Source organism: Streptomyces sp. NBC_00876 (assembly GCF_045207435.1).
In the GTDB taxonomy this organism is placed as follows: Bacteria; Actinomycetota; Actinomycetes; order Streptomycetales; family Streptomycetaceae; genus Streptomyces.
The window spans coordinates 439,432-464,561 of sequence record NZ_CP108800.1 but is presented as its reverse complement, the minus strand read 5'-3'; the positions used below and the strand labels follow the sequence as shown (position 1 = coordinate 464,561).

Here is a 25,130-nt window from a genome sequence, read left to right as displayed (position 1 = left end):
TACCCGACCGTCCCCGCTCCGGAAGGCACGCACCGTGGCACCCGACCGCCCCCGCTTCCCCCGCAGACGCCGCAGCACCCGGACCCGCACCCTGCTCGGTGCCGTCACCGCAGGGCTGCTCGCCGCCACCGCACTCGTCGTCACCGGTCAGACCTCGCAGGCCGCGACCGCCCGCCAGGCGGAGGCGCTGGACCGGGGCGTCGTCAGCGTCCACACCGACGCCGGCAATCTGATCAGCTGGCGCTGGCTCGCCACCGACGCGGACGACGTGTCCTTCAACGTCTACCGGGCCGGCGCCAAGGTCAACGCCTCACCGGTCACCGCCTCGACGAACTACTTCCACGCCGGGGCGCCCAACTCGGCGGACTACACCGTGCGCGCGGTCGTCGGAGGCGTCGAGCAGAGCGACTCCGTCCACGCGATCCAGTTCCGCACCGGCTACAAGGACGTGCCCATCACCCCGCCGGCCGGCGGTACGACCCCCGACGGCGTCGCCTACACCTATGAGGCCAACGACGCCTCCGTCGGCGACCTCGACGGTGACGGCGCACTCGACTTCGTACTGAAGTGGCAGCCCACCAACGCCAAGGACAACTCCCAGTCCGGCTACACGGGCAACACGATCGTCGACGGGATCAAGCTCGACGGCACCCGGCTGTGGCGCGTCGACCTGGGCCGCAACATCCGCTCGGGCGCGCACTACACCCAGTTCCAGGTGTACGACTACGACGGCGACGGCAGGGCCGAGGTCGCGATGAAGACCGCCGACGGCAGCACCGACGCCACGGGCACGGTGATCGGCAGCGCGTCGGCCGACCACCGCAACTCCTCCGGCTACATCCTGTCCGGACCCGAATTCCTGACGATGTTCAACGGACGGACGGGCGCCGCCATGGGCACGGTCGACTACGTCCCCGCGCGCGGCACCGTCTCCTCGTGGGGCGACAGCTACGGCAATCGCGTCGACCGCTTCCTCGCGGGCACCGCCTACCTCGACGGCGCCCGCCCGTCGCTGATCATGGCCCGCGGCTACTACACCCGCACGGTGATAGCCGCCTGGGACTGGCGGGGCGGGGCGTTCACCCGGCGCTGGACCTTCGACACCAACAGCTCGACCAACTCCGGCAAGGGATACGACGGCCAGGGCAACCACCAGCTGTCGGTCGCCGACGTCGACGCGGACGGCAAGGACGAGATCGTCTACGGTGCCATGGCCGTCGACGACAACGGCAACGCCCTGTGGACCACGAAGAACGGCCACGGCGACGCCATGCACGTCGGCGACCTGGACCCGTCCCGCGCGGGACTCGAGGAGTTCAAGGTCGACGAGGACAGCTCGAAGCCCTCGTCGTGGATGGCGGACGCACGGACCGGACAGGTCCTCTGGTCGACGCCCGCCGACGGCGACAACGGACGCGGCGTCAGCGACGACATCTGGCCGGGCAGCGCCGGCGCCGAGTCCTGGTCGTCGGCGGCCGACGGGGTACGCAACCCCCAGGGCACCGTCGTCGCGAGCCGCAAGCCCTCCAGCGCCAACTTCCTGTCCTGGTGGGACGGCGACACCAGCCGGGAACTCCTGGACGGCACCCACATCGACAAGTACGGCACCTCCGCCGACACCCGGCTGCTGACCGGGGCATCGGTCCACTCGGGCAACGGGACCAAGGCCACCCCCGCGATCTCCGGCGACCTGTTCGGCGACTGGCGCGAGGAAGTGGTCTGGGCGACCACGGACAACACCGCGCTGCGGATCTACTCCACGCCGTACGAGACCGGCACGAGGATCACCACACTCCTCCACGACACCACCTACCGCACGGCCCTGGCCTGGCAGAACACCGCCTACAACCAGCCGCCGCACCCGGGCTTCTTCATCGGGACCGGGATGGCGACGGCGCCTCGGCCCACGGTGTCGACGCCCTGACCGGCGGACGGCCCGCCGGGGGACCGGCGGGCCGTCCCGCGCGCTCTAGGCGGTCCCGTCCGACGCACCGTCACCGGAGCCCGGCGGGGCGGGCGGGCCCTCGGACTCCGCGGTCTGCGGCGTCACGGGCCCGGGGGCCGACTCCGATGTCGGCGGCGCCTTTGAGGAGGGCGGCGGAGGGGGCGGTTCCTCGGACGACGGGGGCGGCGAAGGCGGCTCCGTGGACGGTTCGCCGGGCTGCGTCGAGGGGCCGGGCGGCGGTTCGGACGAAGGGGACCGCGCGGACGAGGAGCCCGAGGGGCATACCGGGTCCGGCTTGCCGCCGGAGCCCGGCGGACACGGCGAGGCGCTCCGGTCGGCGGGCGGATCCGTCTTCTTGTCGCCGCCGCCCGTGTCACCGGCATCGCGTGAGAACCAGCCCTCGCTCCGCGGGTCGAACATGACGAACACGTGCACCGGCTGCGGGGCGGGCTCCACCACCACGACGTTCGACGCCCGGTATCCCGGCCAGGCGTCACCCGTCTGCTTCGGTGTTCCCTTCAGCGCGACCGGCGGCAGCAAGGGGTTGCCGCAGGCGCAGCGCACCCGGGGCACACCGCGGTCGTCGACCATCACCGCCGTACCGGCCTGAAGGACCGCCTGGTAGCTCGTGGCGGCACCGTTGTCGTATCCGTGGTTGGTGACGCGGGTGTCCAGCCGCAGCTGCACCGGTGTCAGCGAGCGGAGGTACGCCGGGACACCGGACGGGTCGATGTCCTCGACCGAGGCGAACGCCTTGTTCTTGCCCGGCTGGGACGACAACGCGCTGATCTGCTTCTCCACGTCGCAGCTGGCGACCTTGCGGGTGCCCCCGTACAGGCCGGGGGCCGAACCGTCCACGCCCTGGGTGACGTTGGACCGCGTCGCCGAGGCGCTCGCCGCCGGACTCGGCACCGCGGTGGGCGTCGCGTCCCCGGCGGTGCCGCGCGCGGTCGAGCCGGTGAACGGGTCGGGGCCGGTCGATCCCGCCGCCTGGAGGAACACCTCACCGCCCGCGTTGCTCGAGCCGTCCGGCCGGGTGAGGACGACCGTCAGCACCACCGCCGCCACGAGCGCGACGGCGATGGTCACGACCTTCGGCACCGACCGCCACCAAGGGGTCCGGGAGCCACCGTCGCCGGAGTCCCGCGGGGCCTCCCCGGGACCGCCCGGACCACCGGACCCGCCCCGGCTGCCGCCGCCCGAGGGCGGACCGGCCGGCGGACCTGACGGGCGCTCGGGAGGGGGCGGGACGGGCCGCTCCTGCGAAGGGCCGGAAAGCGGTCCGGAGGGCGGCCCCGTGGGGCGGCCGGACGATGGCGGCTGGTCACTCACGGTTCTCCTCCCCATGCCAGGGCCGGTGCTGGATTCTTCCGGTATCTGTCATTCTGTGCCCCGCCTCCGAGGGGCCCGCAAGCCGACGCGGTCGGCTCACCCGGGGGGCGGCCGGCAACCGGACTGCCTAGCGTGGGCGCGTGAGGACACAGGGATCGGACGGCCCGGGCGGTACACGACACCGCGTCGCGCACGGCTGGGCCGACGCACTCCTGGCCGTTCTCGCCGCACTGGTGGTCATGGGCGTCACCGCCGCCCTCGGACTGTGGGCGGCCGGCGCCGCGGATCTGCCCGGCGGCTCCTTCCCCCGGGTGGTCGCGGCCGTCGTCGTCATGGCGGCGGGCGGGTCGGTCGCCCTGTCCGGGAACGCGGGGGAGCTCGCCCGGACGCATGCGGACATCTCCGCGCTGCCCCTCTCGGTCACCCTCGCCGGTGTGCTGGTGCTCGCGGCCGGATTCCTGCGGCCGCTGAGACACCGCGCCGTCGCCACCGCCCGCGAACTGGCGGGCTGGGCCGCCCGGATCGCGCTGCTCTGGGCCCCGGTGCTCATCGGGCTGTGCCTCCTGGCCCGGCAGACCTTCGGGATCCCCGGCGCCGACCCGACCGGCGGCGTCATCGGCGACGTGTTCGACGCCACGCCCCGGGCCGGATTCGAGGCAGAGATCCCGCTCACCCTCGTCCTCGGCCTGCTCTGGCTGGCCGGTGTCCTCGTGCTGGCCCTGCTCGTCTCACGCGGTGCACCGCTGCCCGCCCGGCTGGTGCGCTTCCAGGAATCGGTGCGCCCGGCCGCGTACGCGATGGTGGCGCTGCTGCTGGCGTACGTGGCGCTCGGCCTGGTCATCGCACTCGTCGTCGCGGTGACGCGCGGGCAGCCCGCCGCGACCTTCGCGGTGATCCTGCTCGGCCTGCCCAACCTCGTCTGGCTGGTGCTCACCCTGGGCCTCGGGGCGTCCTGGGAGGGAAAGGTGGACGGGCCGTTCGGGCTGCCGATGCCCCAGGTACTGGACTCCGTCCTGCGGACCCCGGACCTCGCCACCCTGAACGTCGGCACGCTCGCCGAGCAGGACGGCCGGGTCTGGTGGTGCGTCGTCGTGGCGGCCCTGTTCACTCTGGCGGCGGCGTTCCTGATGGCCGCGCGTTCACCCGCCCGGATGCGCCCCTGGCAGCATGCCCTGCACATGGCCGCGGCGCTCCTGCTCACCGTGCTCGCCGTGTGCCTGCTCGTCCAGGTCTCCGCGCACTACGGACTGTCCCTGCTGGGCCTCGGCGACCTCGGCGGCGGGCTGGGCGGCGAGGTGCTGCTGCGACCGCGGCTCTGGGGCGCGCTCGGACTCGCCGTGCTGTGGGGGCTCGTGACCGGCTGCCTCGGCGGGCTGCTCGCCTCCCGCGTCCACCGGCGCGGCGAGGTGGATTCCCGGGACAGCCCTTAGCCCGGGAGCCCGGGAAACACCGGCAGAGCCCACCGCGGCGGCGCGGGCGGCGGTTCGGCGCCGGACGTCCACGCGCCGATCCGCCGGTCCACCTGGGTCGGCGCATGGCCGCCGCGCACCTCGCCGCGGGCAGCGGCGCGCAACGCGGCCACGAACTGGAGGCAGGAGTCGTACCGGTCGTCCGGGCTCTTGGACAGCGCCTTCGCCAGCACCGCGTCGACGCCCGCCGGAAGACCGGGGCGCAAGGCCGTCAACGCCGGCGGCGGGTCGAACTGGTGGGCCCACAACAGCGCCATGTCGTCGTCGCGCTGGAACGGCGGCGCACCGGCCATCGTCTCGTGCACGACGCACGCCAGGCTGTAGACGTCGCAGCGCCCGTCCACCGGGCGGCCCGAGATCTGCTCGGGCGCCACGTAGTCGAGCGTGCCGACGAACTGGCCCACCGAGGTGAACCCGGTCAGGGAGAGCGACTTCTTGGTCAGGCCGAAGTCCGTGAGGTAGACGTGCTCCGGATGGTCGCTGTCGGTGCCCGCCGCGACCAGGATGTTGCCGGGCTTGACGTCCCGGTGCACCAGATCGTGGTCGTGGGCGGCGTCCAGGGCCGACGCCACCTGCGCGGCGATCCGGACGGCGGTGCCGATCGGCAGCGGCCCCTGCCGGTCGATGAGGGCACGCAGATCCTGACCGGCGACGTAGCGCATGGCGATGTAGAGAATGCCCTCGGTCTCACCTGCCTCGAAGACCGGCACGATGTGCGGATGGTCGATCGCGGCCGCCACCCGTGACTCATGCGTGAACCGCTTGCGGAACGTGTCGTTGCGGGCGAGTTCCGGGGCCAGCAGCTTGAGGGCGACCGTGCGGTCCAGCCGCAGGTCCCTGGCCCGGTAGACGACGGCCATACCGCCGCGCCCGATCTCGCCCTCCACCAGATAGTCCGCGATCTGCCGGCCGATCAGGTCGGAGGGCCGCCCGGCGGGCAGCGAGGATTCGTGCGAGGGACCGGGGGGCGGGCACATCAGCCCTCACCCCGCCGGGTCGGCGGATGCGAGGCGGAAGGGCCGGGCCCTTCCGCGGGACGCAGCAGCCGGGTCTTTTCAGGATCGCCGGGCGCCGGACTCCCGGTGTCCGCTGTGTCAACGGATTCCGGCGGCCGGGGCGTACGGTGGGCGGCGGCCTCGTCGGGGCCGACGAGCCGGGTCGCCCCGGGACCGGCCCCGGACCCGGCCGCCGGGGCGCCGCTCGGACGGCCCGGACCGGCCTGCGCCGCGTAGGTGGTCATCCGGGCCCCGTCGGTGTACACCCAGCGCTCGTGCTCGGCGTCGTACAGCCACACGGCGTCGCCGTCGACGACCATGCCGACGCGCAGTCCCCGGGTGCGCCGGCGGAACGTCTCCCCGTCGACGCGGCCGTCGGCGAGCTCCTCGGCGGCCCGCCGGAACCGTTCCAGCGACTCCTGGACCCGGGCCATCAGCGGCAGTGGATCGGCCGTCCGGGCCGGCGGCGCTCCGGCCCGCGGCGGTTCGCGCGGTACGGACACGAGCAGCCGGCCGTCGACCCAGGCCGACCAGCCGTTCGCGCACAGGACCTGCCCCCAGTCGCCGCGCCGGTCGAGCAGCTGGACAGGGAGAAGCGGATCGAGCGGTTCGGTGGGCCGGGACACGTCGGGCGACTCCCAGGCGGGCAGCCCGTCCTGGGGGACGACATGGGTCGGGCGGAAGTCCTCGGTCGCCATGGGCCGCTCCTACTTCCGCATGATGGCGGGCTCGTGCCGGCGCAACAGCCTGGCCACCGCGCATGCGAAGAGGGCCGACAGCACGACGAGCATCCCCGTGTTGAGCAGCCAGATTCCGGCGGAGTGCTCGAACAGCGGGTCCGCGGTCAGCTTCCCTGGCACGATCCTGGCCAGACCGATCGTCCCCGCCATGGCGCCCAGCGCCCAGCGGGAGGGGATCAGCCAGGCCAGCTGCTCGATGCCGGGCACCCCGTGCAGTTTCAGCAGCGCCCCGCAGAAGACGACCTGGACGATCGCGAGCAGCACCAGGAGAGGCATGGTGACCTCCTCCTTGCGCACCAGCGCGGACACCAGGAGGCCGAGCATCATCGCGGTGAAGGACAACAGCGCCACCGTCAGGGTGATTTCGGCCAGGGGCGGCAGCAGTACGCCCTTTCCACCGGGGGCGTTGAGATCGACCCCCACGAGACCGACGAGGGTCAGCACGACGGCCTGGAGCACCGTGATGGTGCCCAGCACCACCACCTTGGACATCAGATACGCGGATCTGGACAGGCCGACGGCCCGTTCCCGCTGGTAGATCGCCCGTTCCTTGACCAGCTCCCGCACCGCGTTGGCGGCGCCCGTCAGTACTCCGCCCACACACAGGATCAGCAGCGCGTTCATCGCCGTCTCCTGCGTCAGCCTGCTCCCGGCGAGGGCCCGTGTCATGGCGCCCATCACGAAAGGCAGCGCGATCATGATGACGAGAAAGGTCCGGTCGGCGCTCAGCGCGGCCGCGTACCGCCGTACCAGGGTTCTCAGTTGCGCACCCCAGCTGCGGGTCTTCGGCGGCGGGGCGACCTCCGCGGCCGCCTCGTGCGGCAGCAGGGGCTGCGCGCTGGCGTTGGTGATGTAACGCCGGTGGAAGGGGGAGGCGGCGAACTCATCGGCCCAGGGCCGCTCACGGTCGTTCTCGAAGGCCTCGAACGCCTCCGGCCACTCGGAGAATCCGAAGAAGGCCAGGGCGTCCTCGGGCGGCCCGTAGTAGGCGATCTTCCCACCCGGTGCGAGGACGAGCAGCCGGTCGCACACGTCCAGGCTCAGCACACTGTGCGTCACGACGATGACGGTGTGCCCGTCATCGGCCAGACCGCGCAGCATGTGCATGACCGAGCGGTCCATCCCGGGGTCGAGTCCCGATGTCGGCTCGTCGAGAAAGAGCAGTGACGGTTTGGTCAGCAGTTCGAGCGCCACGCTGACCCGCTTGCGCTGACCGCCGGAGAGACTGTGGATCGGCTGTGTGGCCCGCTGCTCCAGCCCCAGCTCCCGCACCACCTCGGCGACCCGCTCCCGGCGCTCCGATCTGGCGGTGTCCTGCGGGAACCGCAGCTCAGCGGCGTATCCGAGGGCTTTGCGCACGGTCAACTGGGCATGCAGGATGTCGTCCTGGGGCACCAGGCCGATGCGCTGACGCAGTTCGGCGTAGTCATGGTAGAGATCGCGGCCGTCGTAGAGCACCGTGCCCTCGTCGGCGGGACGCAGCCCGGTGAGTGCGTTCAGGAGTGTGGACTTGCCCGCACCGCTGGGTCCCACCACACCCAGCAGGCACTTCTCGCTCACCGGGAAGGAGACGTGGTCGAGCAGTGTCCTGCGTCCCTTGTCGACGGTGACCGCCAGGTCCTGGACGTCGAGCGACACCTCACCGGTGTCGACGAACTCCTGGAGCGTGTCGCCCACCAGACAGAAGGCGGAGTGCCCGATGCCGACGATGTCCCCGGGGGAGACGAGGGCGCGGTCGGCCGGCTGGCCGTTGAGGAAGGTGCCGTTGTGTGAATCGAGGTCGACGATCTCGTACGTCCCGTCGGTATGGGACAGCAGCTCGGCATGGCAGCGCGAGACGCTCAGATCGTCGACGACCAGGTCGTTGCCGGATCCGCGGCCGATCCGCAGCGTGCGGGTGGGCAGCGGCCGTACGGTGGTCGGCTGCCGGAACGTGCCGGTGGCGGCGGGCATGGAGACGGCGGACGGACGGTCCGGTGGCAGGGGTTCGGGATCTGCGCTGCTGCGGCCGCTCAGAACGGCCTGCGGCCCGTCCGCCGGATGGCCGAAGCGGATGACCGTGCCGGGCCCGACGTCCGACGTCCCGATCCGCCGCCCGCCGCAGTAAGTGCCGTTCGTGCTGCCCTCGTCCTCGATCGACCAATGGCCTGCCAGAGGTCTGAGCACCGCATGGTGCCAGGACACCCGGACGTCGTCGATGACGATGTCGCTCAAGGGGTCACGTCCGATGTGGTACTCCCGGCTCGGACTCATCACCGTGGGTCCTGCGTCGGTTTCGAGTACGAGCTCGGGCGCAGTCGGCGCGACAGGCCGCTCTCCCATGCCCGAATTCTATCGACCGGTACGGTTATGTGCCCGGCCGCAGGGAGCCGGCGAGGCGTCCGACGTGATGCCGCCTGCCCGCACCGGCCCGGTGCGGGCAGGCGGCATCACGTCGGACGCCCGGGGTGTCAGGCGTCCAGGGCCGCGGAGACGACGGCCTTGGCCTCCTCCTGGACCCGGCCCAGATGCTCGGCGCCCAGGAAGGACTCCGCGTAGATCTTGTAGACGTCCTCGGTGCCCGAGGGACGCGCCGCGAACCAGGCGTTCTGCGTCGTCACCTTGATCCCGCCGATCGCGGCACCGTTGCCCGGCGCCGAGGTGAGCACGGCCGTGACCGGTTCGCCCGCCAGGGTGTCGGCGCTGACCTGCTCGGGGGAGAGCCGCGCCAGCACCGCCTTCTGCTCGCGGTCCGCCGGTGCGTCGATGCGGGCATAGGCCGGCTCACCGAAGCGGGCGGTCAGTGCGGCGTAGTGCGCGGACGGCGAATCGCCCGTCACCGCGAGGATCTCGGACGCGAGCAGCGCCAGCAGGATGCCGTCCTTGTCCGTCGTCCAGACCGAACCGTCCCGGCGCAGGAACGAGGCCCCGGCCGACTCCTCGCCGCCGAACCCGAGCGATCCGTCGGCCAGGCCGTCCACGAACCACTTGAACCCGACCGGTACCTCGACCAGCTCCCGGCCCAGATCGGCGGCGACCCGGTCGATCATGCCCGAGGATACCAGGGTCTTGCCGATACCCGCACCGGCCGGCCACCGGTCCCGGTGCGCGAACAGGTAGTTGATGGCCACGGCGAGGTAGTGGTTCGGGTTCATCAGCCCGCCGTCCGGGGTGACGATGCCGTGCCGGTCGGCGTCGGCGTCGTTGCCGGTGGCGATCTGGAAGCGGTCGCGCTGCGCGATCAGCGAGGCCATCGCGTACGGGGAGGAGCAGTCCATCCGGATCTTGCCGTCCCAGTCCAGCGTCATGAACCGCCAGGTGGGGTCGGTGAGCGGGTTGACCACGGTCAGGTCGATCCGGTGCTGCTCGGCGATGCGGCCCCAGTACGCGACCGAGGCGCCGCCCAGCGGGTCGGCGCCGATCCGTACACCGGCCGCGCGCACGGCGTCCAGGTCGAGCACGGACGGCAGGTCGGCCACATAGCTGCCCAGGAAGTCGTACGTGCCGGTCGAGGGCGCGGCCAGCGCCCGGACGTACGGCACCCGGCGCACGTCCTTGAGACCGCCGGTGATGATCTCGTTCGCCCGGTCCTGGATCCAGCCGGTGGCGTCGGAGCCCGCCGGGCCGCCGTTCGGCGGGTTGTACTTGAACCCGCCGTCCCCCGGCGGATTGTGCGACGGCGTGACCACGACACCGTCGGCGAGGTGGGAGGCGCGGCCGCGGTTGTACGTGAGGACGGCGTGCGAGACCGCGGGCGTCGGGGTGTATCCGTCGGCGGAGTCGATGAGCACGCTCACGTCGTTCGCGGCGAACACCTCGAGGGCGGTGACCCGTGCGGGCTCCGACAGCGCGTGGGTGTCGGCGCCCAGGAACAGCGGCCCGTCGGTGCCCTGCATGGCCCGGTACTCGCTGATGGCCTGGCTCGTCGCCGCGATGTGGTCCTCGTTGAACGCGGTGGCGGTCGACGACCCGCGATGCCCCGAGGTGCCGAAGGCCACCCGCTGGCCGGGTTCGGCCGGATCGGGGTGCAGCGTGTAGTACGCCGTCACCAGCCGCGCCACATCGGTCAGATCCTCCGGGCGCGCCTGCTGTCCGGCTCGTGTCTGCGGCATCTGCCACTCCTCCGTATCGGTCGGTCGGTACGTTCCTGCCCGCCCGGTCATTTTCGCCGGTCGCCGTCGTGGGCGGGAGGCTGCCCCGCCGTGCTGACGGCCACCGCCGCCGCGTATCCGGCGGGGACGGCGACATCGGTGACGGCCCAGCCCGCCGGTCCGGGCAGAGGCCGGGGACCGGTGCCCACGTGTTCGCGGTCGAGGCCACCGACCAGGCCGGTGCCCTCGCCCTTGAGGTACGCCTCCTTGCGGGTCCACACCCGGGCGAAGGCGGCCGGCCGCTGTTCCGCCGTCAGTTCCGCCAGCTCGCGCGACTCGGCCGGATGCAGCTGCCCCTCGATCTCCGACACGATCCGGGCCTCCGGGACGCTCTCCACATCCACTCCCACGGGTACGTCCGCGAACGCGAGCAGCGCGATGCCCCGGGTGTGCGAGAGCGAGAAGTGGATACCGCCGCCGGTCGCGGGGCGGCCGTGCGGGCCGCCGCAGGACGGACAGCGTTCGCGCGTCAGCCGTACGGCTTCGGGGGCGACGCCCTGCCGGGCGCCGAGGAGGACCCGCAGGGCCACGTGGGCCGCGGTGTAGCAGTTGCGGTCCGCCGCGGAGATCAGCCTGTCCGCGCGGCCGAGCTCCGCCGGGTCGAGTGTCCCGGGCGCGATCCGCCGGGCGTGCTCGCCCGTCAGGTCCACGTCCACCAGCCACAGGGCGGGGGCGCCGGGCCGCCAGGAGGGTGCGGGGCCCCGGTAGCCGTCGTCGGTGAGTGCGAACACTTCGGGCTGATACACCGTTACGTCAATTCCTTGGCCGGGTCGGGTGCCGTGAGGGAGCGTCGACGGCGGAGCGGTCATCCATATCCTATGGAGATCCGGAGCGGGCCCGACGTATGTTCGATCACAGTGTGACCAGGTCATCGCGCCCCAGGAGGTGCGGTGTGCCCCTTCCCGGCCCTTGGCCCCACCGGGCACCGGCCCCTTTCGGACAGGAGACACCGGATGCCTCCGGAAAGCCGCCCGCACCCCGGCACGGCCGTGCTGCGGCAGGCCCGCGCAGACGACGCGGGCCCTCTCACCCGGCTCCTGCTCGCTTCCCGCGCGGCCGCGATGCCCTATCTGCCGAGGGTGCACAGCGACGAGGACACCCTCGCCTGGATCACCCATGTCGTGCTGCCGGGCACGGACGTCCGGGTGGCCGAGCTCCACCAGGACGGCGGAGCCGTCGAGCTCGCCGGCTTCATCTCGCTCGACGGCGGCGAACTCGAGCAGCTCTATCTGAGCCCGGACATGCGGCGCCGGGGCATCGGCACGCTCCTGCTGGCGCACGCGAAGGAGAGCAGCCCCGAAGGGCTCTCCCTCTATGCCTTCCAGCGCAACACCGCGGCGCGCGCCTTCTACGAGCGGCACGGCTTCACCGCGGTCGCGTTCGACGACGGCGGCCGCAACGAGGAGAACGAGCCGGACGTCAGATACCGGTGGAGCCCCTCGGGCTGAGGCGGGCCGACGGGAGAACGGAAACAGGAGACACGAGCGGGGTCCGCGGCTGCGGACCCCGCTCGTCGTCGTGTCCGGCCTTCGTGGGGCGCAACCTCCCCTCCCAGCTGGCACCTTTCAGCGGCTTGCGTATGTACGCAAATTTCTTGCGTCGAGCGACGGAGCGGTGCAGGGCGGCTGACTTGTCATCAAACGCCCTGAATACCTGGTTAGTTGAAGCGGGATGGTCGAGTCCGTTTGAGTTTCGGGTTCTGTCGCAACGGTGGACTCCCCGTCAATTCTCTGCAACTCTCTGACCGCAAAACGCAAAAGTCCACCCTGTCGGTGCAGGAATTCATGCCCCGGCAGGTACGCAGACAGAGCCGCGCCTCGGCCGTCCCCTGCGCCGAGGCCGAAGATCGGGGACATATGAGAACGCAACGCTGGAGATGGCGGGTTCTTTCCGCGACCGTCTCCACCAGCCTGTTGATGGTCGCCTGGCCGGCGCTGAACGCGTCGGCGGCCGGCGGCCCGAACATCGCCGCCGGTCACCGAGCGGCCGCGAGCAGCGGGAAAGCCGCCGGGAACATCGCCGACGGTCAGCAGTCGACGTACTGGGAGGGGGCGGGCGGTTCGCTGCCCCAGTGGGTACAGAGCGACCTGGGCAAGGTCACCCGCATCGACCAGGTCACGCTGAAGCTTCCCGCCAACTGGAAGAGCCGCCGGCAGACCCTCTCGCTCCAGGGCAGCGCCGACGGCACCGGTTTCACGACGCTCAAGACCTCGGCGGCCTACACCTTCGCACCGGGCAGCTCCAACAAGGTGACCATCGCCGTCCCGGCCACCCGGGCCCGGTTCGTACGGGCGAACATCACCGCGAACACCGCCTCGAAGAACGGGCAGCTCGCCGAGCTGGAGGTGCGCGCCGCGGCGGAGTCGTCGGTGAATCTCGCCGCCGGCCGTACGCTCACGGCCAGCAGCTACACCGAGACGTACATCGCCGCCCACGCCAACGACGGCAACGCGGCCAGCTACTGGGAGAGCCGCAACGGCGCCCTGCCCCAGTGGATCCAGGCCGACCTCGGGTCCTCGGTGCGGGTTGACCGGGTGGTCCTGCGGCTGCCGGACGGCTGGGAGACCCGCAGCCAGACGCTGAAGATCCAGAGCAGCACCAACGGCACGGACTTCAGTGACGTGACGCAGCCCCAGGCGTACACCTTCAGCCCCACGGCCGGCGAGTCGGCGACGATCTCGTTCGACGCCACCACCACCCGGTATGTACGCGTGCTCGTCAGCGCCAACTCCGTCCAGCCGGGCGCGCAGGTCTCCGAGCTGGAGATCTACGGTCCCGAGTCCGGTGACACCCAGGCGCCGAGTGCGCCGGCGCAACTGGCGTACACCGAACCGGCCACCGGTCAGATCAAGCTGACCTGGAACGCGTCGACGGACAACACGGCCGTCACCGGCTACGACATCTACGCCGACAACGCGCTGCTCACCAGTGTGGCGGGCGACGTCACCACGTTCACCGACACCCGTCCGGCCGGTTCCACCGTGTCGTACTACGTCCGCGCCAAGGACGCGGCGGGCAACGCCTCGGCGAACAGCAACACCGTGACCCGGAGCGGGGACACCGGCGACACCCAGGCGCCCACCGCACCGGCGAACCTGAGTTTCACCGAGGCGACCGCCGGTCAGATCAAGCTGGTCTGGCAGGCGTCCACCGACAACAAGGGCGTCACCGGGTACGACATCTACGCCAACAACGTGCTGCGCAGGAGTGTGGCGGGCGATGTCACCACCTACACCGACACCCAGTCCGCCGGCACCACCGTCTCCTACACCGTCCGGGCCAAGGACGCGGCCGGCAACACCTCCGGTGACAGCAACACCGTGACCCGCAACGGCAGCACCGGCTCGGCGTCCAACCTGGCGATCGGCAAGCCCATCACCGCCTCGTCCGTGGTGAACGCGTTCGTCGCGGAGAACGCCAACGACAACCAGCTGACCACCTACTGGGAGGGCGCCGGGGGCAGCTACCCGAACACCTTGACCGTGAAGCTGGGCTCCAACGCCGACACGGAGAGCGTCGTCGTCAAGCTCAACCCGGACAGCAGCTGGGGCGCCAGGACGCAGAACATCCAGGTCCTGGGCCGCGAGCAGAACGCCTCGGCCTTCACCGGTCTGGTCGCGGCCAAGGACTACGCGTTCAGCCCGGGCAGCGGAAACGCGGTGACCATCCCGGTCAGCGGCAGAGTCGCCGACGTCCAGCTGAAGTTCAACTCCAACACCGGCGCGGGCGCCGGTCAGGTCGCGGAGTTCCAGGTCCTGGGCGCCCCGGCCCCCAACCCGAACCTCCAGGTCGGGTCCGTGACGGCGGCTCCGGCCGCGCCGGTCGAGTCGGACCCGCTCACGCTGACCGCGACGGTCCGCAACAGCGGCGCGCTCGCTTCACCGGCGAGCAAGCTCGAATTCCGGCTCGGCGGGACCAAGGTCGCCACCGCGTCCGTGGGAGCACTGGCCGCCGGGGCATCCGCCCAGGTCAGCGCCGAGATCGGGGCGCGGGACGCCGGTACGTACGAGATCGGTGCCGTCGCCGACCCGGCCAACGAGGTCATCGAGCAGAACGAGACCGACAACACCTACACGAGCGCGACCGGCCTGGTCGTGAAGCCGGTCGCCAGCTCGGACCTGGTCTCCACCGGGGTCAGCACCTCGCCCTCGGCCCCGTCCAGCGGCCAGAACGTCACCTTCTCCGTCGCTGTCAAGAACCAGGGCACGGTGGCGTCCGCGGCGGGCGGTCACGCCATCACGCTGACCCTGCTCGACTCCAAGGGCGTCACGGTGAAGACCCTCACCGGCACCTACACCGGAGCGATCGCCGCGGGTGCGACGGGTGCCCCGGTGAGCCTGGGCAGCTGGACGGCGGTCAACGGCTCGTACTCCGTGAAGACGGTGATCGCCGACGACGCCAATGAACTCCCGGTGAAGCGCGAGAACAACACCACCACCGGCTCGCTCTTCGTCGGACGCGGCGCGAACATGCCGTACGACATGTACGAGGCGGAGGACGGGGTCACCGGCGGCGGCGCCCAGGTCGTCGGCCCGAACAGGACCGTCGGCGACGTGGCGGGCGAGGCGTCCGGCCGCAAGGCCGTCACCCTCAACAGCACCGGAAACTACGTCGAGTTCACCACCAGGGCGAGCACCAACTCCCTGGTGACCCGCTTCTCCATCCCGGACTCCGCGGGCGGCGGGGGCATCGACTCCAAGCTGAACGTCTACGTGGACGGAACCTTCCTCAAGGCGATCGACCTCACCTCGAAGTACGCCTGGCTGTACGGCGCCGAGACCGGTCCGGGCAACTCCCCGGGGTCGGGTTCGCCGCGGCACATCTACGACGAGGCGAACATGCTGCTGGGCAGGACCGTCCCGGCCGGCAGCAGGATCCGGCTCCAGAAGGACGCCGCGAACACCAGCACGTACGCGATCGACTTCATCAGCCTGGAGCAGGCGGAACAGATTCCGAACCCGGACGCGGCCGCCTACGCCGTTCCCGCCGGGTTCACCCACCAGGACGTCCAGAACGCCCTGGACAAGGTCCGGATGGACACCACGGGCAAGCTGGCCGGCGTCTACCTGCCGGCCGGTGACTACCAGACCGCGAGCAAGTTCCAGGTCTACGGGAAGGCCGTCAAGGTCGTCGGCGCCGGTCCCTGGTACACCAGGTTCTTCGCACCCTCCGGCCAGGAGAACACGGACAACGGCTTCCGGGCCGAGGCCAGTGCCAAGGGCTCGTCGTTCGCGAACTTCGCGTACTTCGGGAACTACACGTCGCGCATCGACGGCCCCGGCAAGGTGTTCGACTTCTCCAACGTCTCGGACATCGTGATCGACAACGTCTGGAACGAGCACCAGGTGTGCCTCTACTGGGGGGCCAACACCGACAGCATCACCATCAAGAACTCCCGCATCCGCAACACGTTCGCCGACGGCATCAACATGACCAACGGCTCGACGGACAACCACGTCGTCAACAACGAGTCCCGGGCCACCGGCGACGACAGCTTCGCGCTGTTCTCGGCGATCGACTCCGGTGGCGCGGACATGAAGAACAACGTCTACGAGAACCTCACCTCCCTGCTGACCTGGCGCGCCGCGGGCGTCGCCGTCTACGGCGGCTACAACAACACCTTCCGCAACATCCACATCGCGGACACCCTGGTCTACTCCGGCATCACCGTCAGCTCGCTGGACTTCGGCTACCCGATGAACGGGTTCGGGACCGATCCGACGACGGTCGAGAACGTGTCCGTGGTCCGCTCCGGCGGCCATTTCTGGGGGACGCAGACGTTCCCCGGGATCTGGCTGTTCTCCGCCTCCAAGGTCTTCCAGGGCATCCGCATCAACCATGTGGACATCGTCGACCCGACCTACAGCGGCATCATGTTCCAGACCAACTACGTAGGAGGACAGCCCCAGTTCCCGATCAAGGACACCATCCTGACCGACATCACGGTCTCGGGCGCCCGTAAGAGCGGGGACGCCTTCGACGCCAAGTCCGGATTCGGGCTGTGGGCCAACGAGATGCCGGAGGCCGGCCAGGGGCCCGCCGTCGGTGAGGTGACCTTCAACGGGCTGAAGCTCAGCGGCAACGCCCAGGACGTGAAGAACACGACGTCCACCATGAAGATCAACATCAACCCGTAGCGGCCGTCGCACCCGGGCGCCGTCCGGCCTGCCGGACGGCGTTCCGCGGTGCGTAGATTCCTTGCGCCCTGACGTGCGAAGTTTGCATGATCGGCGCCGCCGCGGGACCGCGAACCATGCGGAACCAACCCTGACGCGCCGCCCCGGCTCCGTGGAGCCCGGGCGGCGCGTCGCTGTCGTGCAGGGCGCGGCGCGTGCGTACCTCTGTCAAACTTTTACGAAAACTGCGCGAGATATTGCGTTCACATGTCGACGCTGATTGAGTGTGCCTCGCCCCGGCAGAGAGTCGGCCGAGGGCCATCCACGCTCATGCCCAAAGGGGACCATCGATGAGAAGTGCTGGGTTGCGCCGCACACGCCGTATCAGCCGTGCCTCCGCGGCTGCCCTCGTCACCGCACTTGCCCTGACCTCGCTCGCCTCCTGCGGCACGAGCAGCAGCAAGGACGGGGACTCGAACAGCGCGTCCAAGGGTTCGTCCGATCCCTCCGCCCCGCTCGACCCGAAGGCGAAGGTGACGATCTCGATCGACTGCATGCCGCCGGCGGCCAAGGCCGCGGAGCTGCGCGAGTGGAACGAGGACATCAAGACGTTCAACAAGAAGTACCCGAACGTCACGATCAACGGAAAGTCCACCCCCGGCCAGTGCAATGAGCCGCCCCGCTTCACGGCGATGCTGAAGGGCAAGTCGCAGCCCGACGTCTTCTACGCGTACTTCAGCGACCTGCAGCAGGTCCTGGACAACGACGGCGCCGAGGACATCTCCGCCTACGTCAACGACAAGTCCGTGCCCGCGATCAAGGACATCCAGACCCAGGTCGTGGACGTGGCCCGCAAGGACGGCAAGCTCTACGCCCTGCCGACCAGCAACTACACCATGGGCCTGATGATCAACCGGACGCTGTTCACGCAGGCCGGTCTGGACCCGAACACCCCGCCGGCCACCTGGGACGAGGTCCGCGCCGCCGCCAAGAAGATCGCGGACCTCGGCAAGGGCATCTCCGGCTACGGCGAGTACAGCGCGGGCAACAACGGCGGCTGGCACTTCGCGGCCACCCAGTTCGGCCTCGGCGGTGACGTCGTCGACGCCTCCGGCAAGAAGGCGGCCTTCAACAACGCCACCGGCAAGCAGGTCCTCCAGCAGCTGCACGACATGCGCTGGGAGGACGACAGCATGGGCAAGACCCAGCTGCTGAAGTGGGGCGACCTCCAGAAGCAGATAGCCAGCGACAAGCTGGGCATGTTCCTGGCCGCACCCGACGACATCGCGTACATGGTGCAGCAGCTCGGCGCCAAGTACGAGACCTTCGGCCTGGGCCCGATCCCCGGCGCCAAGGGCACCCTCTTCGGCGGCAACAACTACATGATCAAGAAGGGCTCCTCGCCCGACCAGATCAAGGCCGGCATCGCCTGGCTGAACTTCAAGAACCTCACACCGGGCAAGGGGCAGTTCGACTGGGCCCGCACCAAGGCCGACAAGCTCCCCGTCGGGCTGCCGCAGCCGAACTTCTTCCTGGGTGACAGCAAGACCAAGGACGACGCCGCGCGCGCCACGAACGCGACGATGCCCGTCGAGAACTTCAAGGCCTTCATGGACAACCCCGTCCCCGGCAAGGCCGAGCCGCCGAAGGCGCAGGAGATCTACAAGATCCTCGACAACGCCATGTCCGGTGTGCTGACCAACGAGGGAGCCGACATCGACAAGCTGCTCTCCACCGCCGAGCAGCAGGTCAACCAGGTTCTGGCGAACCAGTAACGGACGCGCGGGGCCGGGTCACGCGGACCCGGTCCCGCATCCGGACCCGTCCGACTGCGCTCGAAGTTCACCGGCACCGAGGAGACACCATGTCGGCCCCCACCCTGTCCTCCCGCAAGGCGACCAGGCCTCGTCCAGGACATCCAGGCCCCGCCCGCCGGGACTCCGCCCGCGAGGAGTTCCTGCGCGCCGTGCGCCGCAACATCTCAGCACACGGCTTCCTGATCGGAGCGGTGCTCTGCTTCTCGCTCTTCTCCTGGTACCCGATGGTCCGGGAATTCATCCTGGCCTTCCAGAAGACCGAGGACGGAAAGACCACCTGGGCCGGCTGGTCCAACCTGACCTACGTCTTCAACGACCCGGCGTTCTGGCAGGCCTGGCGCAACACCCTGCTGTTCACCGTGCTCGCCCTGCTGCTCGGCTTCGTCGTCCCGTTCGTCGTCGCCGTCGTGCTCAACGAGTTCCGGCACGGACAGGGCTATCTGCGGCTGCTGGTCTACCTCCCGGTGATGCTGCCGCCGGTCGCCTCCGTCCTGCTCTTCAAGTACTTCTACGACCCGGGCTACGGGCTCTTCAACCGCGTCCTGGAGATCTTCCACCTGCCCGCGCAGCAGTGGCTCCAGGACACCGGCACCGCCATGCTCTCGGTCGTCATCGCGGCGACCTGGATGAACATGGGCGGCGCCACCCTGATCTACCTGGCCGCACTCCAGGGCATCCCGGGGGAGCTGTACGAGGCGGCGGAACTGGACGGTGCGGGGCTGCTGCGCAAGGTCTGGCACGTCACCATCCCGCAGACCCGGCTCATCCTCTCGCTGCTCCTGCTGATGCAGGTCATCGCGACGATGCAGGTCTTCACCGAACCGTTCCTGCTCACCAACGGCGCCGGCCCGGAGGGCTCCACCACCACCGTCGTCTACCTCATCTACCAGTACGCCTTCAACTTCAACAACTACGGCAGCGCGGCGGCACTCGGCCTCGTTCTGCTCGTCGTCCTCGCGGGATTCTCCGCGGTGTACGTACGACTGAGCCGCGGCAGCGAAGACTAGGACGGGAGCCAGGACCATGGCATCGAACACGCTTGTCTCCCGGCGCGGGAGCGACGTACGCAAGTCCGCACGGCGCAGGGCCGCACGCGCGGCCGATCCAGGGCGCCAGCGGACCCTGATCTCACCGGCCCAGCTGGGCAGACCCCGCGGCAAGGCCTTCTACTGGACCGTCTTCGCCCTGGTGGTCATCCTGTTCACGGTGGCCTTCCTCGGGCCCCTGTACTGGATGGTCACCGGTGGCCTCAAGACCACCCAGGAGGTCGTGCAGAGCCCGCCCACGGCCTTCCCCAGCTCGCTCCACACGGAGAACTACAGCCAGGCATGGACCGTGATGGACCTGTCCAGGCTGCTCTTCAACACCCTGTACTACGCCTTCGGCGCGCTCGCCTTCCAGCTGGTCTTCGACGTCGCGGCCGCCTACTCGCTGTCCAAGCTCCGGCCGGTGTTCGGCAAGGTCATCCTCGGCATGATGCTCGCCACCCTGATGATCCCGGCCACCGTCCTGGTCGTACCGCAGTACCTCACGGTCCTGGACGTCCCGGTCTTCCAGCGCAATCTGGTCAACTCGCCCTGGGCGATCTGGCTGCCGTCGGTCACCAACGCCTTCAACATCTTCCTGCTGAAGCGATTCTTCGACTCCATCCCACGCGAACTCCTCGACGCCGCCGCCATCGACGGCGCGTCGCCCCTGCGCACCCTGCGCTCGATCGTCCTGCCGATCTCCCGGCCGATCCTCGGAGTCGTCTCCATCTTCGCCGTCGTCGGCGTGTGGAAGGACTTCCTCTGGCCGATGCTCACGCTGCCGGACCCGAGCAAGCAGACCCTGAACGTGGGGATCTACTCGCTGGCCAGCGGTGTGCCGGAGAACGTGCTCATCGCCGCGCTCACCATCGCCTCGGTCCCGACGCTGCTCATCTTCCTGCTCTTCCAGCGCAACATCATGAGCGGTCTGACCGCGGGCGGCCTCAAGGGCTGACACCCCGCTCCGGGATCACGTCCCCGCTCAGCCGCCTCCCCTCAGCACTCCGCCGCCGGCCCCTGCATCCTGCCCCGCTCGCCGGGCCGGCGGCGGAGTACCACCTGCCCGAAAGGAACGCCACGTGGCAGCCAACCGTCCGTCCGACGCCACCGCGAACTGGTGGCGCGACGCCGCCATCTACCAGATCTATGTACGCAGCTTCGCCGATGGCGACGGTGACGGCACCGGCGACCTGGCGGGGGTACGGGCCAGGCTGCCCCACCTCGTCGAACTGGGCGTGGACGCACTCTGGTTCACCCCCTGGTACCTCTCGCCGCTCGCCGACGGCGGCTACGACGTGGCCGACTACCGCACCATCGACCCGGCGTTCGGCACCCTCGCCGAGGCCGAGAAGCTGATCGCCGAAGCCCGTGAACTGGGCATCCGCACCATCATCGACATCGTTCCCAACCATGTCTCCGACCAGCACGCCTGGTTCCGGGCCGCCCTCGAGGCCGGCTCCGGCAGCCCCGAGCGCGACCTGTTCCACTTCCGTCCCGGACGCGGCGCCGACGGCGAGATACCCCCCAACGACTGGGTCTCCGAATTCGGCGGCACCCCCTGGACCCGGCTGGACGACGGCGAGTGGTACCTCCACCTCTTCGCCACCCAGCAGCCCGACCTCAACTGGGCCCATCCGGCGGTCCGCCAGGAGCACGAGGAGGTGCTGCGCTTCTGGTTCGAGCGCGGCGTCTGCGGTGTACGGATCGACTCGGCGGCCCTGCTCGCCAAGGACCCCGCACTGCCCGACTTCGTCGTGGGCAGCGACCCGCACCCCTTCGTCGACCGCGACGAACTGCACGACATCTACCGCTCCTGGCGCGCCATCGCCGACGAGTACAACGGCGTCTTCGTCGGCGAGGTGTGGCTCCCCGACACCGAACGGTTCGCCCGCTACCTGCGCCCCGACGAACTGCACACCGCGTTCAACTTCAACTTCCTGGCCTGCCCCTGGGACGCCGGACTGCTGCGGACCGCCATCGACGACACCCTCGCCGAACACGCCTCGGTGGGAGCACCGGCCACCTGGGTCCTGTGCAACCACGACGTGACCCGCACCGTCACCCGCTACGGCCGTACGGAGACCGGGTTCGACTTCTCCGCCAAGGCCTTCGGCACCCCGACGGACCTGGCCCTGGGCACCCGGCGGGCCCGGGCCGCGGCCCTGCTCTCGCTGGCCCTGCCCGGCGCGGCCTACCTCTACCAGGGCGAGGAGCTCGGACTGCCGGAAGCCGAAATCCCCCTGGACCGCATCCAGGACCCCATGCACTTCCGCAAGGGCGGCATCGACCCGGGACGCGACGGCTGCCGGGTACCGCTTCCCTGGTCGGCGCGGGAGCCGTACGCCGGATTCGGGGCCACCGCGGAGCCCTGGCTCCCGCAGCCGGCCGGCTGGTCCGCGTACGCCGCCGACCTGCAGAGCGGCGAACCGGACTCGATGCTCACCCTGTACCGCGAGGCCCTGCGCCTGCGCCGCACCGAACCGGGGTTCGAGACCGCGGGGGAGCCCGGCATACGGCGGCTGACCTGGCTGGACGCGGCCCCCGGTGTCCTCGCCTTCACCCGGACCGACGGGCTCGTCTGTGTCGTCAATCTGGCCGCCGAGGCGGCCGGGCTTCCCCCGCACACCGAGCTCCTGCTCGCCAGCGGTCCGCTGGACGGCGCGGGACGGCTGCCTCAGGACACCGCGGTCTGGCTGCGGACCTGAGCGTGCCACCACCGGAGTACCGCCCACGGGCCCGGCCGCGTGTTCCGCGCGGCCGGGCCCGCCGGCAGGATCGCGGGAGCACGAGGGCTGCGGCACAGTGGGGCGTATGGACGCTCCGAATGACCTGAATGCCCTCGCCGACGAGCACCTGGCGGCGGCCCGCACCTCCCCGCACGGCCGCAGCGCCCACCTCCTGCTGCACGAGGAGCCGCTGCGGCAGACCGTCATCGCGCTGACCGAGGGCTCCGCCCTCGACGAGCACAACGCCCCGCCCGCCGCCTCCCTCCAGGTGCTGCGCGGCTCGGTGCGGCTCACGGCCGCATCCGGCGATGTGGAACTGGCAGCCGGACGGCTGCACCCGATCGCTCAGGAACGGCACGGACTGCTCGCCCTCGAGGACGCCGTGGTGCTGCTGACGGCCGTCAACGGCTGACGGCCCGGGTCAGCCCCCGGGCAGCGCACTGCGGCGGCGCCGCAGGAAGTCCTGCTCGGCCCTGTTGTCCGTGAGCCCGGCGGCCGCCTCGTAAGCGGCCGCGGCCTCAGGGACACGGTCCAGCCTGCGGAGCAGATCGGCCCGTACGGCGTGGAACACGTAGTAGCCGCCGAGATCCAGCCCGTCGACCAGCGCCAGAGCCTCCTGCGGCCCCGCCACCTCGGCCACGGCCACCGCACGGTTCAGCGCCACCACCGGGCTCGGGTCCATGGCCAGCAACTGGTCGTACAACCGCAGGATCTGGCCCCAGTCGGTGTCGGCCGCGACCGCGGCGTCGCTGTGCACGGCGTTGACCGCGGCCTGGATCTGGTAGCGGCCCGGTCTGCCGCGCCGCAGGCACTGCCGGACGAGCGCCTGCCCCTCGGCGATCAGCGTGCGGTCCCACAGCCCGCGGTCCTGCTCGTCCAGAGGCACCAGCGCGCCGTCCGGTCCCGAGCGTGCGGGACGCCGCGACTCGGCGAGCAGCATGAGCGCGAGCAGCCCCACAGCCTCCGGCTCGTCGGGCATCAGACCGGTCAGCAGCCGGCCGAGGCGGACCGCCTCCGCGCAGAGGTCCTCGCGGACCAGCCGCTCTCCCGAACCGGCCGCGTACCCCTCGTTGAAGACGAGGTACACGACGGCCAGGACCGAGCGGAGCCGCTCGGGCAGATCGGTGTCGGCCGGCACCCGGTAGGGGATCCGGGCATCGCGGATCTTGGCCTTGGCCCGCACCAGCCGCTGCGCCATGGCCGGCTCCGGAACCAGGAACGCGCGCGCCAGCTCCGCGGTGGTGAGTCCGCCGAGCAGCCGCAGGGTCAGAGCGACCTGCGCGGGGGTGGAGAGCGCGGGATGGCAGCAGGTGAATATCAGCCGGAGCCGGTCGTCCTTCACGGGGCCCTCCTCGGCAGGTTCTCCGCGGGCGTGCAGCAGCGCCGCCCGGGCGTGCCGGTCGGCACGCGAGGCCTCGCGGCGCAGCCGGTCGATGGCGCGGTGGCGCGCGGTGGTGATGATCCAGCCGGCCGGTGCCGGCGGCACTCCGGTCTCCGGCCACCGGCCGAGCGCGGTGGTGAACGCCTCCTGGACCGCCTCCTCGGCGATGTCGATGTCACCGAAGGCGCCGACGAGCACGGCCACGCACCGGCCGTACTCGTCGCGGAACAGACGCTCGATGTCCGCGACGGGCACGGCCGGTCCTCCGGCCGGGCCGGCCCGGCCGGATGTACCCGGCATCAGCCCTCCACTTCACCCTCGAAGGGCCGGACCTCGATGGGGAGCCCGATCGCCAGGGCGGCCTTGCGGCCCCAGTCGAGTGCGGCGTCCAGATCGGGGGCCTTGACGATGCTGAGCCCGCCGAGGTACTCCTTCCCCTCGGCGTAGGGGCCGTCGGTGAGCATCGTGCCGCCGTCCTTCGCCCGTACGACGGTGGCCGTGTCCGGTGCGCTCAGCCCGCCGTCGAAGACCCAGGCCCCGGCCTGCCGGAGCTCCCGGTGGAAACCCTCCACGTCCCGCATGATCGCTTCCAGCTCCCCGGGGGAGGGCGGAACGCCGTCGGTCGGTGTGACGACGCTGAGCAGATAGTGCTTCATGATGTGCCTCCTGGCAGGCGACGCCGGCGCCGTGCCGCCGTCCCACCCTCTATACGAACGGCCGCCGCCCGGATCGACACGGAACACGGCCGTGTTCGAAGAAATCTTTCCCGCACGATTGTGGGAGCGCTCCCAGTCCCGGCAGGATGAGGAGGTGACCCTGCTTCCCGGCCCAAGGGCCTACCACCCCGGCGACCGCGCGGCCCTGGCCGACATCTGCGTCCGCACGGCCGACAACGGTGGCGACTCCCGGCATCTGTACCCGGACCACGAACTGATGCCGTCGATCTTCGCCGCGCCGTACGCCCACCTCGAACCCGAACTGGCCTTCGTGATCGACGACGGGACCGGCCGGGCGGTCGGATACATCCTGGGCACCGCCGACACACCGCGCTTCGTGACCGAGTTCCGCGAGCGGTGGCTGCCCCTCGTCGAGGACCGCTACCCGAAGCCGGACGGTGCGCCGCAGAGCCCCAGCGACGAGATGATCGCCCTGCTGCACGATCCGGAGCGCATGGTCCTGCCCGAACTCGAGGACCATCCCGCCCACCTGCACATCGACCTGCTGCCCGACTGGCAGCGCAGGGGGTACGGGAGAGAGCTGATGCGCACGTTCCTGGCGGCCGTGCACGCCAAGGGGGTCGAGGGCGTGCACCTGTCCATGCTCACCGCCAACACCTCGGCCGGAGCCTTCTACGACCGGCTCGGCTTCACGGGGATCGCGGTCCCGGATCCCGGACCCGTCACCTACCTCGTGCGTTCCACGGCGGCGGACCTGTAGTCCGTCGCCGGCGC

Annotated in this window: 18 protein-coding genes; 10 read left to right on the top strand and 8 right to left on the bottom strand. The window is 70.7% G+C overall.

What is annotated here, in order from left to right; all coding sequences use genetic code 11:
* Window positions 1–34 precede the first annotated feature (34 nt).
* Entirely contained in the window at window positions 35–1,924 is a 1,890-nt protein-coding gene (locus tag OG782_RS02100) for a rhamnogalacturonan lyase (RefSeq protein WP_406447657.1), read from the top strand.
* A 45-nt stretch (window positions 1,925–1,969) separates the two neighbouring features.
* On the opposite strand, the gene OG782_RS02095 is transcribed toward OG782_RS02100, so the two are convergent.
* Window positions 1,970–3,277, bottom strand: coding sequence for a DUF6777 domain-containing protein (locus OG782_RS02095; protein WP_406447656.1), 1,308 nt, complete (start codon window positions 3,275–3,277; stop codon window positions 1,970–1,972).
* 239 nt (window positions 3,278–3,516) lie between these two features.
* On the opposite strand from OG782_RS02095, the gene OG782_RS02090 reads away from it, so the two are divergent.
* On the top strand, window positions 3,517–4,707 hold the full coding sequence (locus tag OG782_RS02090) for a streptophobe family protein (RefSeq protein ID WP_406458798.1): 1,191 nt from the start codon (window positions 3,517–3,519) through the stop codon (window positions 4,705–4,707).
* On the opposite strand, the gene OG782_RS02085 is transcribed toward OG782_RS02090, so the two are convergent.
* From OG782_RS02085 to OG782_RS02065, 5 genes are all read right to left on the bottom strand, one after another.
* The gene (locus OG782_RS02085) at window positions 4,704–5,723 is read right to left on the bottom strand and encodes a serine/threonine-protein kinase (RefSeq protein WP_406447655.1); all 1,020 of its coding nucleotides are present in this window, start codon (window positions 5,721–5,723) and stop codon (window positions 4,704–4,706) included. The genes OG782_RS02090 and OG782_RS02085 overlap by 4 nt on opposite strands.
* Window positions 5,723–6,439 carry a hypothetical protein gene (locus tag OG782_RS02080; protein ID WP_406447654.1) on the bottom strand — a complete coding sequence of 239 codons (717 nt, stop codon included), beginning with the start codon at window positions 6,437–6,439 and terminating at the stop codon, window positions 5,723–5,725. The genes OG782_RS02085 and OG782_RS02080 overlap by 1 nt, the downstream gene beginning before the upstream one ends.
* A 9-nt stretch (window positions 6,440–6,448) precedes the next feature.
* The gene (locus OG782_RS02075; protein ID WP_406447653.1) at window positions 6,449–8,803 is read right to left on the bottom strand and encodes an FHA domain-containing protein; all 2,355 of its coding nucleotides are present in this window, start codon (window positions 8,801–8,803) and stop codon (window positions 6,449–6,451) included.
* A gap of 128 nt (window positions 8,804–8,931) precedes the next feature.
* On the bottom strand, window positions 8,932–10,572 hold the full coding sequence (pgm, locus tag OG782_RS02070; RefSeq protein WP_406447652.1) for a phosphoglucomutase (alpha-D-glucose-1,6-bisphosphate-dependent): 1,641 nt from the start codon (window positions 10,570–10,572) through the stop codon (window positions 8,932–8,934).
* A 47-nt stretch (window positions 10,573–10,619) separates the two neighbouring features.
* The gene (locus OG782_RS02065) at window positions 10,620–11,357 is read right to left on the bottom strand and encodes a 4'-phosphopantetheinyl transferase family protein (RefSeq protein WP_406447651.1); all 738 of its coding nucleotides are present in this window, start codon (window positions 11,355–11,357) and stop codon (window positions 10,620–10,622) included.
* Window positions 11,358–11,564: 207 nt separating this feature from the next.
* Here OG782_RS02065 and OG782_RS02060 point away from each other — a divergent pair, with 207 nt between their 5' ends.
* The 7 genes from OG782_RS02060 (at window position 11,565) to OG782_RS02030 (ending at window position 22,710) form a co-directional block, all read left to right on the top strand.
* Window positions 11,565–12,059 (top strand): GNAT family N-acetyltransferase, encoded by a 495-nt coding sequence (locus tag OG782_RS02060; RefSeq protein ID WP_406447650.1) that lies wholly within the window; start codon window positions 11,565–11,567, stop codon window positions 12,057–12,059.
* Between the two features lie 408 nt (window positions 12,060–12,467).
* Complete coding sequence (locus OG782_RS02055; protein ID WP_406447649.1) at window positions 12,468–16,748, top strand: discoidin domain-containing protein; 4,281 nt, start codon at window positions 12,468–12,470, stop codon at window positions 16,746–16,748.
* Between the two features lie 329 nt (window positions 16,749–17,077).
* Window positions 17,078–18,502, top strand: a complete 1,425-nt coding sequence (locus tag OG782_RS02050) for an extracellular solute-binding protein (RefSeq protein ID WP_406447648.1) — start codon at window positions 17,078–17,080, stop codon at window positions 18,500–18,502.
* 89 nt (window positions 18,503–18,591) lie between these two features.
* Window positions 18,592–19,551: a carbohydrate ABC transporter permease gene (locus tag OG782_RS02045; protein WP_406447647.1), complete on the top strand. Its 960-nt coding sequence runs from the start codon at window positions 18,592–18,594 to the stop codon at window positions 19,549–19,551.
* A 16-nt stretch (window positions 19,552–19,567) separates the two neighbouring features.
* On the top strand, window positions 19,568–20,527 hold the full coding sequence (locus OG782_RS02040; RefSeq protein WP_406447646.1) for a carbohydrate ABC transporter permease: 960 nt from the start codon (window positions 19,568–19,570) through the stop codon (window positions 20,525–20,527).
* 124 nt (window positions 20,528–20,651) lie between these two features.
* Window positions 20,652–22,277, top strand: coding sequence for a glycoside hydrolase family 13 protein (locus OG782_RS02035; RefSeq protein WP_406447645.1), 1,626 nt, complete (start codon window positions 20,652–20,654; stop codon window positions 22,275–22,277).
* A gap of 106 nt (window positions 22,278–22,383) precedes the next feature.
* The gene (locus OG782_RS02030; RefSeq protein ID WP_406447644.1) at window positions 22,384–22,710 is read left to right on the top strand and encodes a cupin; all 327 of its coding nucleotides are present in this window, start codon (window positions 22,384–22,386) and stop codon (window positions 22,708–22,710) included.
* 9 nt (window positions 22,711–22,719) lie between these two features.
* On the opposite strand, the gene OG782_RS02025 is transcribed toward OG782_RS02030, so the two are convergent.
* Both OG782_RS02025 and OG782_RS02020 read right to left on the bottom strand, forming a co-directional pair.
* On the bottom strand, window positions 22,720–23,979 hold the full coding sequence (locus OG782_RS02025) for an RNA polymerase sigma factor (protein ID WP_406447643.1): 1,260 nt from the start codon (window positions 23,977–23,979) through the stop codon (window positions 22,720–22,722).
* A complete protein-coding gene (locus OG782_RS02020) occupies window positions 23,979–24,335 on the bottom strand; it encodes a YciI family protein (protein WP_406447642.1) in 357 nt (118 codons plus the stop codon). The genes OG782_RS02025 and OG782_RS02020 overlap by 1 nt, the downstream gene beginning before the upstream one ends.
* A 154-nt stretch (window positions 24,336–24,489) precedes the next feature.
* On the opposite strand from OG782_RS02020, the gene OG782_RS02015 reads away from it, so the two are divergent.
* Window positions 24,490–25,116, top strand: a complete 627-nt coding sequence (locus OG782_RS02015) for a GNAT family N-acetyltransferase (protein WP_406447641.1) — start codon at window positions 24,490–24,492, stop codon at window positions 25,114–25,116.
* Window positions 25,117–25,130: the final 14 nt, after the last annotated feature.